We start from the raw sequence: 13,677 nt of genomic DNA, 5'->3' as shown, positions 1-13,677 counted from the left end.
AGAGGCCGGGGCGTCCGCCGTGGACGCCCTGGCCCGAAGCGGGGCGGAGTATGGAGCGCTCCATGAAAACGGTTTCCGACCAGAAGACTGTGGCTACGACTCTCGACGCCATCAAGAAACGCGTGCCCGCGTATACCGAGCTGGCCGAAACATTCGGTCCGCTTTTTGTGGAAAAAGCCCGGTTGCGCGATGAATTCGCGGCCGCGGGGCCGGTCGCGCCCGCCATCGACACGGCGCGCGCCAATCAGGGCGTGCCGGTCCTGGTCGATACTGATTTCTCCCCTTGGGCTGAAAGTTTGAAGAAGTCGGCGGCGGCCCTGTTGCCCCTGCTTTTCGACGTATTCAAGCCGGATGAGAAGGCGTGGAGGAATCTTGAAGCCTTTCTGGACGATTCCGACAAGATTGCAGGGCTTGCCCAGGCTCGGATCGAAGGTAATTGGAAACACTTTGAGAATACCTCCGTACAGCTCGGCATAACACCGTATACCACGCTGCTGTATATTTCAGAGACCGTTTTCTCGCCTGTTTTGTGTGCATTGACCGACGCCCTGGGCGAGCCCCTTTCCAAGCTCCCTTGGGATGAAGGATACTGTCCCGTGTGCGGCTCCGCGCCCTCCATTTCGCAGCTTTCCCCCAAGGAAGTCACCGAGCTGGATCAGTTGGTCGGCGGCGGGGGCAAGAAGTTCCTGCACTGTTCCCTGTGCGGCCATGACTGGCGCTACAAGCGCAACGCCTGCCCGTCCTGCGGCAACGACGAGAACGAGTCGCGTGAAATCTTTTTCATGGACGACGTGAAGTTCGAGCGTATCGAGGCGTGCCACAAGTGCGGCAAGTACTGCCTGAACATCGACATGCGCGAGTGCGACCCTCAGCCGGACCTGGATGCCGTTCAGATCGGGCTCATTCATTTGGACATCTTTGCCCGGGAACATGATTTGAGCCCCATTTCTTCAACGCTGTGGAACAGTTTGGAGTAGGCGCATGACCGCGTCCACCACGCATCTCAGGGCCGTGAGCGGTCCGGCCGAAACGGAACGGCCCGTCCGCGAAACCGGGAACCGGCCCATCCAATTGGCCTGTCCGGTGACCATTCAGCGGTATGCCGACGGGAAGCTGGCCTTCAAGAAGGACAGCATCGCCGAGGAGGCGGACATCCGGCTGACCGTCAACGGACAGCAGGAGGCCGTCCTGGCCCGGACGCCCGGCGACGACATGAACCTTGTGGCGGGCTACCTGTTCTCCCGGGCCATGGTCATGTGTCCGGAGGATATCCTGAGCATTACGTTCTCCTACCATGGGCCGTCGCGGGTGGATGTGGTTCTCAAGGCCCCGAGCGTCGTGCGGCGCATCTACCCCTCGCCCAGACCCGTGCATATCGCGCCCGAGCTGCTCTTCAGGCTGAAGGAAATCTTTGAAAGGCGGCAGAGCCTGTTCAAGAATACCGGGTCAACCCATGCGGCTGCGCTGTTTTCCAAAGAGGGGGAGCTGATTTCCTACGGGGAGGACGTCGGACGGCACAACGCTTTCGACAAGGCCGTGGGGCGGTCCCTGAATGAAGGGACTCTGGAGACCGTGACCATCGCCATGCTCTCGTCCAGGCTGGCCCTGGAGCTGGCCATGAAGGCGACCACGGCCAACATTCCGGTGTTGTGCGGGTTCTCGGCCGCCACGAGTTCGGCCATTACTTTTGCGGAGCGCAACAACCTGAGTCTGGTGGGGCGCATCAAGGGCAACTCGTTCAATGTCTACGCCAACGGCTGGCGTTTTTGCTGACGGTTATTTTCCGCCGAGGATTTGCCGCTTAAAGGACGCGCCCGGCCCGGGTTTCGGTCCTATCCATGTTGACAGGATGGCGTCGGCGAAGTCCTTGCCGGGAATGGTCCCTTTGGCCTGTCCCGCGATCATGACGAGCGTGCCGACACCTTGGGTGTAGGTGAAGCGCATCTCCTGCCCTTCCTTCATGTCAGCCATCATGCCGGTCAGTTCGTCGAATTCCTTCCTGAGTTCCGGAGCGACGCTTTCTACGTTGGCTTCAAGTCCTTCGATCCATGCCTGGTTTATGGCTTTGGCATCCACATCGCGCAGGAAGCGCATGACCATTATCCTCGGTTCGCCGTTTTCAAGAATCTTATTGGGTTCATTTGATTTTTCGGCAAGATACAGTCCGGCAACATAGACGTCGACGAAGAATTTCTCGCGCAGGGCGATGCCGTTGAGGACGAGTTCCCGCTCGTTCCCGCTCTCTGTGTCGGGGAGGGCGACTCCGGCCAATTCGGCTGCGAAGGCCGGGCTCAGGCAAAGCAGGGCCGCGATCAGAACGGCGGAGGGGACAAGATGTCTCATGGCGTTTCCTTATGCGTCCAGGGTGTCCAGGAATCGGGACACGGTCAGGTTGAATTCCTCGGGCTGTTCATAGAACGGCATATGGCCGCTTCTGTCCAGGATGACGAATCGCGATCCGGGCAGGGTGCCCGCCACGAAACGGCCGGTGGAAGGTCCGCAACACATGTGCAGGGAGCGGCCGTAAACCACCATCGCAGGCACGCTCACCGTGGGCAACAGGGGAGTGGCGTCCCGCCTGGCGTAGTCCGCGTAGATGGCGGCGGCCGTTTCCGGATCGGTCTTGAGTTGTTCGGCGACCATCCAGTGCAGGGCGTGTTCCGGGGCCTGTCCCGAGAGAAACATGGCGTTGATGAATCTGGCGGCGAATCCCTGCCGGTCCGTTTTCATGGCGGCCAGGTCGTGGTGCATGGCCTCTTCGTTGTGGTCCCGGCACTTGTGCACGTTCCACGGCGCGGGAGACATGGGGTAGGGGCCGGTTTCCACCAGCCCGAGGCCGGATAAGCGGTCCGCCCCGTACTGCCGCCAATAGTCGAGGACCACGGAGCCGCCCATGGACCAGCCGAGAAGCATCGCTTTGTTCAGCCCCAGCGCAAAAGCGACTTCGCGCACGTCCATGGCGTAACGCGGAACGTTGTGCCCGCGCGGCGTAGTCTGGGAGCGCCCGTGGCCGCGAAAGTCGATGGTCACCACCTGGCAGGATTCGGCCAGTTGTGCCTGGCGACGCCAGAAAAGGGAGCTCATGGTCCAGCCGTGAAGGAGGATTACGGGACGTCCCGTGCCTCTGATTTCCACCCACAGACGTACTCCGTCCGTGGTGCGGACCCATCCGCCCACCTGGTTTTCGCCGGTGGTTTCCACGGCCTCGAAGAGGTCCATTCCGCTAGCTGCCTTTCGGCTTCGGCTTGATGTCGATGACCGGAGTGCCGTCAATGGCCTCAAGCGGCTCCACGACCAGGGTCAGGGGGGCTTCGATGGCAACCAGGGTCACGCGGTGCAGGCCGATGGGATTGGGGCGGGCCGGGGATCGGGTGGCGAAGACGCCGCGCAGGGGGCGTTCCTTGATGCCTCGGGGATGAACCTTGAGGACCGATCTGTCGGATTTGTGGAACCATGTGAAGATTTCAAGAGCGGCACCGGGTTCGAGTCCGTCCAGTCCCTCGGCATAGGCCGGGTCCATGACGATGCGGGCGCGTACCGCGCCGGGCTCGTCCTCCATCTTGGGGGCCGAGGCAATATCCTTGATTTCCGATTGAATGGTGCCGATGACGGCCAGTTCCCTATCCATGTCGCCTCCGTTTATTGGCTGAAGTGGTCGAATCCCGGGTTGACGAACGGCTTGCCGTTGAGGATGAGGCCGGGCTCTCTTGTCACTGTGCCGATTTCCATGAAGCCGGGCACGGACCGGGCCTTGCCCGCCTCGAAGGGGGAGACCGCGCCGAGCAGGGCATAGTCCTCGCCGCCGAGCACGGCGAATTCCACCGGGTCCAGGCCGACGGTGTTGCACCATGCGTGTACGTCGCGGTTGAGCGCTTCGGGAGCGATGGTCAGATTCGCGCCGAGGTCCGGGCCGAGGAGCCTGGGCAGATCGCGGGCCAATCCGTCGGAAAGGTCCATGAGGCTCTTGACGCCCGCCGCGTTGAGCAGGGTGCCGATCATGACCTTGGGCCGGGGCCGCAGGTGGGCCATGACCGCCGAGGGCAGGGTTTCGCGGGCCTTGATTCCCTCGGCTTCGAGCGCCATGAGCCCGGTCCGGGCCATCCCGATGTCGCCCACGGTGAACAGGATGTCGCCGAAAGCGCAGTTGCCGCGCCGGATGAATCCGGTGGAGCCGGGCGCGCCGAAAACGGAGATGGACACGCCGAGCCTGCTGGAACGGCTCAGGTCGCCGCCCGCCAGGACCATGTCGTTTTGTCGCGCCAGCCCGGCCATGGATTTGAGAAATTCATCCCAGAACTCGTCCGGCAGATCGGTCGGGGCCATCAAATCCATGGTGAAGGCCACGGGTTTGGCGCCCATGGCCGCGATGTCGCTGATATTCACTGCCAGGGCCTTGTAGCCGATATCGGCGGCGGAAAAGTAATCGCGCCGGAAATGCTCGCCTTCAAGGAAGAGGTCCGAGGACACGCAGTAATCGGTCCCGCCCTTGAGCACGGCGCAGTCGTCACCCCTGCCGAGGGCGATGAAGTCGTGCTCACGGGGAAAGTGGCGGTCGATCAGCTCCAGAAAGTGTTCTTCGCTTCGCATATGCTGTTCATACTCCATCAGAGGAATTCGAGGTAGTCCCCGATGATGACCTTGAGGCCGAAGCCGGGGAAGTTGACCCTGTATTTGTTCGATTCAAGTTGGGCGACGAGTTTGCCCTTGCCGAAAATCTTGTGTCGGCAAAAGCCGAGCTTGGACGGGGAAAACCTGGGCTTGGGCGGTTCGGCCGATTCGGGCGACGTGTCGGGAATCTCGTAGTCCGGCGTGGAGTAGACGTCCTTGCGCCGTGTTTCCAGGCCGCCGCCGTAGGACTCGTTCACGCGCTCGAAGACATTGTCGGGCAGTTCCAGCACGAAGGGACTAGGAAGGGTCGGGTCGGACATGCCGCTGGCCCTGTTGTATACCGAGCCCGGCACGAACAGCTTAAGCTCTTCCTTGGCCCTTGTGCAGGCCACGTACATGAGGCGGCGTTCCTCCTCCAGGTCCTCGGCCCGCTGCATTGCCTTGCGCGACGGGAATCGGTCCTCAACCAGGTCGATGATGATGACCGCCGCCCATTCCAGTCCCTTGGCGGAATGGACCGTGGACAGGACCACGGCGTTCTCCTTGCGCTTTTCCTCGTCCGGGTCGCCGTCCAGGGAAAGGTCGCCGATGAACTGCTCCATATCCTTGTAGCTTGCTGCGATCTGGCTGAGTTGCTCAAGCCCTGCCTGCCGTTTGGGATAGTCGTCCGGGTATTTCTCGATGAGGATGGGCTGATAGAAGGCGAGCACGGCTTCCAGCACGGCGGACGGCCGCCGTTCACCGGCGCGCAGCCTGTCGAGTTCGGTGAGCAATTCCTTCAACTGCTCATGCTTCTTGACCATTTGGGCCATGTACTTGCTGTCGCCGGAGTGCATGGCCTGGTATATCCTGGCCACGGTCTTGGGGCCGACTCCCTTGATGTGCTCCATGGCCCGCTGCCAGGCGAGAAGGTCGTGGGGATTGAGCACCAGGCGGATGAAGGAAAGCACGTCCTTGACGTGGGCGGCCTCGTGGAAGCGGATGCCTCCGTATTTCTGGTAGTCGATGCCGATGCGCGTCAACGCCACTTCCAGCGGGTACGATTGATAGCCCGCGCGGAAGAGCACGGCCACGTCGTGCAGCATGTGCTTCCGGCCCAGTTGAAGTATCTGGTCCACCACAAGGCGCGCCTGGGTCTGGTCGCTCAATGGGTGGATGACCTGAGGCAGTCGGTCGCTCTTGAGGTCCGAATAGAGGTGCTTTTCGAATTTGGTGGTCGCGCCTTTGAGAATCTCGTTGGTCAGGTCCAGAATGGGCTGTACCGAACGGTAGTTCTTTTCCAGCCGGATGATTTTCGTGCCCTCGAATATATGAGGAAATTCCAATATGTTCGCCACATTGGCCCCACGAAACGCGTAGATGGACTGGGCATCGTCGCCCACGGCCATGACGTTGCCCCGCGTCCCGGCCAGATGCTTGACGATGCGGGCCTGGACAAGGTTGGTGTCCTGGTATTCGTCCACCATGATGTACCGGTAGCGGGACTGGAGCTGGTTCTTGAGCGGTTCGTTGGAGGCGAGCAATTCATCCAGCAGGAAGAGCAGGTCGTCGTAATCCACCAGGGCGTGTTCGCGTTTGAATTTGGCGTATCCGTCGGCGATCCGCTGGATGTCTTCGAGGTAGGGGCTCAGGTGGTATGCCTCGCGCTCCATGATTCCCTCGATGGACAGCTCCTTGTTGCGGGACTTGGTTATCATGTCCAGGAGGGTGGCCTTCTTGGGGTAGGAGCGGTCTCCCTTGCCCAGCTTGAGGGCTTCCTTGACGTCTTTGCAGATGTTCTCGCTGTCCGCCCGGTCCATGAGGGTGAAACCGCTTTCGAAGCCGATGTCCGCCGCGTTTCGGCGCAGGGTGGCATAGCCGAAGGAGTGGAAGGTTCCGCCCGAGGTGCCGTGCAGCGGGCGGCCGAGAATGCTCTCGGCGCGGACCAGCATTTCCTGTGCGGCCTTGCGCGTGAAGGTCAGGAGGAGAATCTGGGCCGGGTCCACGCCCTGGCTGACCAGGTTGGCGAGTCGGTAGACGATGGTGCGGGTCTTGCCCGATCCTGCTCCGGCGATGACCAGCACCGGTCCTTCGGTGGTGGTAACGGCCTCGCGTTGGGCCTCGTTCAATTCGTGTTCGAAGTCGATGCTCATTTATTCTGTGATGTCGAAATGTTGTAGTATGATGCGTCCGACGTCTCTCATGCGTTCGGGGCGCGCCCCGTGCGAGTCGGCGAAGATGGCTCCGTCCACCGTATGTGTCCCGGTGCGTCCATGCAAACCAAAAATTTCCCGGCGGTCGAATTTGGCCTTGAGATCGAATCCGGGGCGTGCCTCGCAGACCAGGTCCGGGCATTGGTTCGAGGTAGCTCCCGGGTAGAGGGCTTCCCCCCGATGCACGGCCCGCAGGACGGGCGTTCCTTCGTATTCGAGCTCCATGAGGCCGTCGGCGATGCGCCGAAGCAGTCCTTGGCGTTCGGGCGAGGCCACGTTGCCGCGTTCGAACCGGCCTCGGTCGTGGAGATAGATGCGGCCGGGGTCCAGGGCGAACGCCTTGGATTCGGGAGTGATTTTCGAAACATCCCATTCGTCGCGCGGCGGTCCGGACAGGGAAAGCAGGTCGGCGCGCATGAGCCATGTGTTCAGGCTGACCTCGGTCTTCAATTCGGTGAATCCGTGGTCCGCCAGGACCAGCAGCCGCTTGGGGCCGGGAAGTGCGTCGTAGCGCGCCAGGAATGCGCCCAGGGCGTAATCCCAGTCTGCCAGGAACCGTATGCATTCCATGTGGTCGGGATGGTCGGCGTGAAGCACCGCGTCCATGAAAAAGTGGAAGAGCCTGTCGGTCTCGGTGAAGACATGCACGAACAGGTCCCACGAGAGATCGGGCCAGAGGATGTCCAGGGCGGTCAGCCGGGATTTGAGGGTGGCGCGCAGTTCCCCCAGCAGGTGGGCGAGGTCGCCGCGGCCCCGGTTGGTGTCCGCTTCGAGCCTGTACCCGGCGTCGGCGAGCCTGCCTGCGAGAAATGGCGGGTAGGCCGCTCTTCCGAGATCGGGGGCCACGAACCCGGCCACGAGCATCCCGCGCAACGGGCGGGCGGGATAGGTGTTGGGCAGATTGACCACCCGGGAGACCAGCCCGTGTTCCCCGAGGCGGTCGAAGACGGTCGGCGCGGTGACGTCCGCGCCCTGGTTGACGCGCAGTTCGTAGGTTCGCGGGTCCATGTGGGAGAAACCGAAAATCCCGTGCGTCTCCGGGCCTTCCCCGGTGTAGAAGCTGGTCCAGTTGACCGGGGAGAGCTCGGGCAGTTCGGCTTTGACCGAACAGGCGTTTTCAGCCAGCCGCCGCACATTGGGCAGGGAAGCGCCAAGGGTCCTGGCAAGGCTCAGGGGCAGGCCGTCCAGCCCGAGAACGACCAGTCGGGAGCGCGGCGCGGAGGACAGGAGAAGAGACATGGGCTAGAGCAGTTCGGCCTCGAATTTTTTCAGGAAGAAGGAGGGATTGTACGACATCTTCGCCTTGCGCAGGCCCGGGTCCCCCAGGTCCTGTTCGCGGTTGACGTTGGTGAACTCCGCGCCGTCGTTTTCCAGGAACATCTGGTTGATGGCCTGGTACACGCCCTTGTAGCGGACGTCCCCCTTCTCGAAGTGGATGACCAGGGAGTTTTCGCACAGCGGTTCGGCCACGGTGTAGGCGATGACCTTGCCCTCCACGCGGATGGTCGCTCCCATCAGCCCCTTGATCTGGTCGATGTGCTGGAGCACCCGGGTGATGGCGTGGTTTTCCGCCTCAAGCGCTTCCGAGGGGTTGTTCTCCTCGTACCACTTGAACCACTCGTCCTGCATCTCCAGCACCTCCTCCACGCACTCGGGGGCCATGGATTCGTAGGTGTAGAGGTAGCTCTTCTTGAACTGATTGAGCAGGTTCTTTTTCTTGTGGAAGGCCTTGCCCTTGAGGGAGATGAGCTCTTCCACCGAATAGACGTAATCCCAATGCTCGCGGCTCTCGGAAATGGTGATCTTGTTGCCGTAGGCAATGGACCACAGCCTGGTCAGGGCTTCGGGCACGCGGACGAACCGTTTCCCTTCGGTCATGGCCCGGCAATCGGCCCAGTCGTACTCTTCCCAGGGACCCACCGGAGCCCAGCAGACCTGTTCCGGCTTGGTCTGGCGGATGAAGCACAGTTTGTCGTGGAAGGCCCATTCCAGTCCATAGTGTTCTGCCCAGCCGAAAACGTTGGCAAAGGAGAAGTCGCTGGTCATGAGTTGAGGACAGCCGGTCAGGGCTTCATGGTATTCGTCCTGCCGGTCCAGGGAGATGGGTTCGAATTGCAGGGTCATAGACATTGCTTATCCTTTGTGGCCGTTTCGATTGCGGATCATGGCGAAACGTTGCCAGTTCTTGAATTTGTAGAAGTAGAGCAGGGTGGAGGACTGGACGATCTGTGAGCAGAACATGGCGATCCAGATGCCTTCGGCGCCGTCCATGATCTGGTGGCCCAGGATGTATGCCAGCGGCAGCCTGAGACACCATGTGGCCGCCCCCATGATGAGCATGTTGTACAGGGTGGCTCCCGCGCCGTTGAACGCCCCGGCCAGGATCATGCTGGACAGGGTGAAGGGAATGGCCAGGAGGTTCCATTTAAGATAGCTGACCGCCTGCGCGGCCACGGCGGCGTCGCGGGTGAGCAGGGCCACCCACGGGTTGATGAATTGCCAGACCACCAGGGCGAAAACAGAGATGGACACCAGTCCGATGACGAGGATGCGGAAGCCGAACCGTTTGGCCTCTTCCGGCTGCCGCGCTCCGAGGTAGTGGCCCACCAGGATGGACGCGGTCATGTTGAAAGCCATGGCCGGCATGAACAGGAGCGACTCGATGCGCAGTCCGATGGACATGCCCGCCAGCGCGTTGACCGCGCCGCCGGGCAGGCTTGCGGTGATGGCGTAGAGCACCAGGTAGCCGGACTGCCAGACGACCTGCATGAGGCCCGACGGCCATGCGACTTTGACAAGGTAGGGGGTGGCCCGTTTCATCCAGCGCCAGGGCGCAAAGCAGGCGGGACGCAGTTGTCCCTGTCTGGCCAGGAGCGCCAGATTGAAAAGCGCGCCGCAGGTGACCGAGCCGAAGGTGGCCCAGGCCAACCCCTTGTAACCGATGTTCGGCATACCGAACCAGCCCAGGCCCAGTCCCAGGTCGAGCACGGTGTTGAGGGACGTGACGATTATCATGCAATACAGGGGGTAGATCACCTGCTTGCGCGCACGGAAGATGGCGTTGGTGATGAGCAGGATATAGTAAGGCGGAAGCAGGAGCAGGAACACGGTCAGGAAATACTGCGTCACCGGGCGCATGGACTCCGGCACCTGCAATGCGCTCAACAGGAGGTTCTTGAGCGGCAGGCCCAGAACCAGGAACACCGCGCCGAGCAGGGCCGCCAGAATCAGGCACAAGCCCACATACCGTGTGGCCCGTTTTTCCAGTCCCGCCCCGATGGATTGGCTGATGGCCGCCACCGCGCCGTTGGCCACGGCCATGGCCACCACCAGCAGGAAGAAGAGGGACTGGGTGATGATGCCGAGCGAGGCCTGGACCTCGCGCGAGATATATCCCGCCACCCAGACGTCCGTCATGCCGATGAGCACATGGAACATGGTCATGATGAGCTGGGGCCACGCCAGTTTCCAGATGGTTCTGGAAGGGGAGTGCGACATTTGTGCGGTGAGATCGGTGTTCGGCATCGTGGGGCGTTTTGTCTCGGACCCGACGAATTTGACGGGCCTGTGCTTCATAATAGGTTCTTATTTCGCGTTGCCAAGGGGAGGGACGGTATTTGCCCGGCCCGGAAGCGTCGAGGGGCGATTCCCGTAACGCGTCATATCGGCCGTGGAAGGCTCAGTGCTGATGGGGGATGTCCCCTTCCACGTGCACATGGATGTGGCTGTGCGGCTTTAGCTCGCCGTGCCCGATTTGTCCTTCGCGCATGGCCAGCAACCGATCCGTGGTGGCGGTCAGGAAGTCCATATCGTGGGAGACTACCAGGCGGGCCATGTCCAGCCCGGCGAGGATGGCTACCAGTCGCTCTTTGGCCTCGGGAGAGAGGCCGGTTGTCGGTTCATCCAGAACCAGGACTTCGGGCCGCATGGACAGGACCGTGGCCAGGGCGACCAGCTTCTTTTCGCCGCCGGAAAGCCGGTGCGGAACGCGGTCTTCGAATCCCTCCAGGCCGACGGTCTTGAGCGCCTCTTTGGCCCGGTCGGCGGCCTGCTCGCGCGTAAGTCCCTGGTTGAGGGGGCCGAAGGCCACGTCGTCGAGGACCGTGGGGCAAAACAGTTGGTCGTCCGAGTGCTGAAACAGGAAGCCTATCCTCGGTCGGGCGGTCTCGAACGCTTTGTTGTCGGTCATGGGAACGCCGAACAGCTCCACCTCGCCCTTGTCCGGGGCGATCAATCCCATGAGGATGTGCAGCATGGTGGATTTGCCCGCGCCGTTCGGCCCGAACAGCCCGAGTTTTTCTCCCGGATGCAGATGGAAGGTCAGCCCTTTGAGGGTGTCGCCCCGGCCGGGGAAGGCATAGAAGATGTCCTTCAATTGGATGATGGCGTGGCTCACGACAGTCCCCCTTGGATGAAGCCCATGTATGCGAGGCCCGCGCTCAATGCGACGCAGGCGGCGAGAAACAGATAATCCGGGGGCCGTGTCCTGAACGCGGCCAGACTGTAGAAACGGCCGTGGAATCCCCGGCAGCGCATGGCCCCCTGAACCCGTTCCGCGCGGTCCCAGCTCTTGACCAGGAGCATCCCGACGAGCCAGGCGAAGGTGCGGTAGGTGTGCCTGTCAGTGCGCGGCTTGAACCCGCGCGCCCGCATGGCCTGGCGCATGGTCGTGTATTCCTGATAGATGGAGAAGACGTAGCGGTGGGTGAAGAGCAGTATGTGGCACAGCTTGTCGGGAACGCCGAGCTGTTGCAGGGCCGGGCCCAGATTCTGTATCGAAATGGTCCCGAGCAGGGCCATCAGACTGATGACCACGGCATTTGACTTGACCGTGATGAGCAGGGCCCGGTCGATGCCCTGGGCCGTGGCGTGCAGCGGGCCGAGGTCGAAGACCGGTTCGCCGGGCACGGAGAAGGGCAGAAAGAACCACAGGAAGGCGATGAAGAAGTTGACCATCAGCAGCCTTTTCAGCACCACCAAAAGATCGAGACGGGCCATCTTTACCAGGATCAGCCCGGCGGCCAGCGCGAGCCAGGCGGGCCGGGACTCGGGCAACAGGGCCACAGGCACGCTCAGGACCAGCGCGGCGACGAGTCGGATGCGCGGATCCATGCGATGCAGAAAGGAGTCGCCCGTGGCGAACGGCTCGGTCAGTGCGGCCACTCAACCTCCTGTTTGTCAAGCATATCCGGGGAATTCAATACGACGCTTCGGCCGATTCACAGGAGTAATACAAAACCCGTGGCCGCGCAACAGGCCCTACTCGGCGGCGAGTCCCACTTCCGGAGCGATGTCGGTAACGGAATCAATGGCGATTTGCAGGAATTCGCCGAGCTCCACGCCGATCTTCTCGCATTCCCGGATACAGTCCCGGTTGACGCTTGCCGCGAACGCCTTGTCCTTCATCTTTTTCTTGAGGCTTTTGGGCGTCATGCCGTCAATCTTGGTCGGTCGCACCAGCGCGCCCGCGTGGACCATGCCGGTGACGGTCTCGCCGCAGCGCAGGGCGTAGTCGAATTCGGCTTCCGGTCCCTCGGAGCCGTTCATTTCGGCGGCGTGGCGGCGGATGGCGGACAGGGCCTCTTCAGGCAGCTTGTCGGCCAGCAGGTCGACGGTATCCAGCCCATGGCGGGCGGGGACGTCCTTGGTCGTGGCGTAGTCGAGGTCGTGGAGCAGGCCCGTAAGGCCCCACAGATCCTCATCCCTGCCCAGTTTGCGGGCCAGGCCGCGCATGACGGCCTCGGATTCCAGGGCGTGGTGGATCAGGTTGGCTTCGGTGTTGTGCGCCTTGAGCAGGGCGACGGCTTCTTCTCGCGTTATCATGTGCGCTCCTAACTGGTTTGATTTCGGGAAAGGATGCCCCAATGTCACCGCCCGGTCCAGATACAGATGGCCCGGTAGCGGTGCGGTACAGTTACAGCCCGCCGTGGAGCCAGCAGGCCGCGCGTACGCCGTCGGGCTGCTCCATGAGCTCCGGGCGGTCCGTCCTGCATTTGTCGAAGGCTTTCGGACAGCGGGGATGGAAAGGACAACCCTTGGGCGGGTCCATGGGGCTGGGCATGTCGCCCGTGAGCGCGATGCGCTGGGGCCGGACGGTCGGATCAGGCCGCAGCACGGCTGAGAGCAGGGCTTCGGTGTACGGGTGCCTGGGGGCGGCGAACAGGGCCTTGCTTGGACCTATTTCCATAATCCTTCCGAGATACATGACCGCGACGCGGTCGCAGATGTGGCTGACCACGGACAGGTCGTGGGAGATGAAGACATAGGTCAGACTCAGCCGTTTCTGCAGGGTCTTCAGCAGGCCGAGGACCTGGGCCTGCACCGACACGTCCAGGGCGGACACGGGCTCGTCGCAGACCACCAGGGTCGGGTCCAAGGCCAGGGCGCGGGCCACGGCCACACGCTGGCGTTGGCCGCCGGAAAATTCATGGGGGTAGCGTTGGCCGTGTTCGGGCCGCAGTCCGACCAGCTTCAGAAGGTCGGCCACTTTATCGCGCCGTTCGTCCTTGGTGCCGATATCGTGGATATCCAGCCCTTCGCGGATGATGGAGCCGATTTTCTGCCTCGGATTGAGGGAGGAATAGGGGTCCTGGAAGATCATCTGCATTTTGGCGCGCAGCTTTTTTTCATCCCAGGCGGCGATGGAACGGTCGCCGAAGACGACTTCGCCGGAGGTGATGGGTTCGAGGCCCATGATGCATTTCGCGAGTGTGGACTTGCCGCACCCCGATTCCCCCACCAGGCCGAGGGTCTCGCCGCGGTCCACGCTCAGGTTCACGCCGTCCACGGCGCGCACCGTGCCGGTGACGAGCCCGAGCATTCCGCCGGAGACCCTGTAGTGTTTGGTCACGTTTATCAGTTCGAGCAGGGCCATGGC

Annotated in this window: 14 protein-coding genes; 2 read left to right on the top strand and 12 right to left on the bottom strand. The window is 62.2% G+C overall.

Annotated features, from left to right (window positions below; translation table 11 throughout):
* Positions 1 to 62: 62 nt before the first annotated feature.
* Together PSN43_RS06565 and PSN43_RS06560 are read left to right on the top strand one after the other, a co-directional pair.
* Positions 63 to 977, top strand: a complete 915-nt coding sequence (locus tag PSN43_RS06565; protein WP_272699924.1) for a formate dehydrogenase accessory protein FdhE — start codon at positions 63 to 65, stop codon at positions 975 to 977.
* Positions 978 to 981: 4 nt separating this feature from the next.
* On the top strand, positions 982 to 1,773 hold the full coding sequence (locus PSN43_RS06560) for a formate dehydrogenase accessory sulfurtransferase FdhD (RefSeq protein ID WP_272699923.1): 792 nt from the start codon (positions 982 to 984) through the stop codon (positions 1,771 to 1,773).
* A 3-nt stretch (positions 1,774 to 1,776) separates the two neighbouring features.
* Here the strand turns inward: PSN43_RS06560 and PSN43_RS06555 are convergent, their stop codons facing one another.
* The 12 genes from PSN43_RS06555 to PSN43_RS06500 all read right to left on the bottom strand — a co-directional run bounded on the left by PSN43_RS06555 (position 1,777) and on the right by PSN43_RS06500 (position 13,674).
* Positions 1,777 to 2,343, bottom strand: coding sequence for a chalcone isomerase family protein (locus tag PSN43_RS06555; RefSeq protein WP_272699922.1), 567 nt, complete (start codon positions 2,341 to 2,343; stop codon positions 1,777 to 1,779).
* 9 nt (positions 2,344 to 2,352) lie between these two features.
* Positions 2,353 to 3,219 carry an alpha/beta fold hydrolase gene (locus tag PSN43_RS06550; RefSeq protein ID WP_272699921.1) on the bottom strand — a complete coding sequence of 289 codons (867 nt, stop codon included), beginning with the start codon at positions 3,217 to 3,219 and terminating at the stop codon, positions 2,353 to 2,355.
* 4 nt (positions 3,220 to 3,223) lie between these two features.
* Positions 3,224 to 3,628 carry a tRNA (N6-threonylcarbamoyladenosine(37)-N6)-methyltransferase TrmO gene (gene tsaA / locus PSN43_RS06545; RefSeq protein WP_272699920.1) on the bottom strand — a complete coding sequence of 135 codons (405 nt, stop codon included), beginning with the start codon at positions 3,626 to 3,628 and terminating at the stop codon, positions 3,224 to 3,226.
* Between the two features lie 11 nt (positions 3,629 to 3,639).
* Positions 3,640 to 4,587 (bottom strand): thiamine-phosphate kinase, encoded by a 948-nt coding sequence (gene thiL, locus PSN43_RS06540; protein ID WP_272699919.1) that lies wholly within the window; start codon positions 4,585 to 4,587, stop codon positions 3,640 to 3,642.
* Positions 4,588 to 4,604: 17 nt separating this feature from the next.
* Positions 4,605 to 6,740, bottom strand: coding sequence for an ATP-dependent helicase (locus PSN43_RS06535; protein ID WP_272699918.1), 2,136 nt, complete (start codon positions 6,738 to 6,740; stop codon positions 4,605 to 4,607).
* Positions 6,741 to 8,039 carry an alkaline phosphatase family protein gene (locus PSN43_RS06530; protein WP_272699917.1) on the bottom strand — a complete coding sequence of 433 codons (1,299 nt, stop codon included), beginning with the start codon at positions 8,037 to 8,039 and terminating at the stop codon, positions 6,741 to 6,743.
* A 3-nt stretch (positions 8,040 to 8,042) separates the two neighbouring features.
* A complete protein-coding gene (locus PSN43_RS06525; RefSeq protein ID WP_272700007.1) occupies positions 8,043 to 8,924 on the bottom strand; it encodes a DUF2156 domain-containing protein in 882 nt (293 codons plus the stop codon).
* 9 nt (positions 8,925 to 8,933) lie between these two features.
* On the bottom strand, positions 8,934 to 10,298 hold the full coding sequence (locus tag PSN43_RS06520) for an MATE family efflux transporter (RefSeq protein ID WP_272699916.1): 1,365 nt from the start codon (positions 10,296 to 10,298) through the stop codon (positions 8,934 to 8,936).
* Positions 10,299 to 10,479: 181 nt separating this feature from the next.
* A complete protein-coding gene (locus PSN43_RS06515) occupies positions 10,480 to 11,196 on the bottom strand; it encodes an energy-coupling factor ABC transporter ATP-binding protein (RefSeq protein WP_272699915.1) in 717 nt (238 codons plus the stop codon).
* The gene (gene cbiQ, locus PSN43_RS06510) at positions 11,193 to 11,963 is read right to left on the bottom strand and encodes a cobalt ECF transporter T component CbiQ (RefSeq protein ID WP_272699914.1); all 771 of its coding nucleotides are present in this window, start codon (positions 11,961 to 11,963) and stop codon (positions 11,193 to 11,195) included. Before cbiQ ends, PSN43_RS06515 begins: the two co-directional genes overlap by 4 nt.
* Before the next feature lie 96 nt (positions 11,964 to 12,059).
* Positions 12,060 to 12,623, bottom strand: a complete 564-nt coding sequence (locus PSN43_RS06505) for an HD domain-containing protein (RefSeq protein WP_272699913.1) — start codon at positions 12,621 to 12,623, stop codon at positions 12,060 to 12,062.
* 91 nt (positions 12,624 to 12,714) lie between these two features.
* Positions 12,715 to 13,674 carry an ABC transporter ATP-binding protein gene (locus tag PSN43_RS06500; RefSeq protein ID WP_272699912.1) on the bottom strand — a complete coding sequence of 320 codons (960 nt, stop codon included), beginning with the start codon at positions 13,672 to 13,674 and terminating at the stop codon, positions 12,715 to 12,717.
* Between the last annotated feature and the right edge of the window lie 3 nt (positions 13,675 to 13,677).

It is taken from the genome of Desulfovibrio sp. Fe33, assembly GCF_028532725.1.
Lineage (GTDB): Bacteria > Desulfobacterota > Desulfovibrionia > Desulfovibrionales > Desulfovibrionaceae > Pseudodesulfovibrio.
Note: the sequence above shows the minus strand (reverse complement) of the source record. Positions and strands in the feature narration are given on the sequence as shown.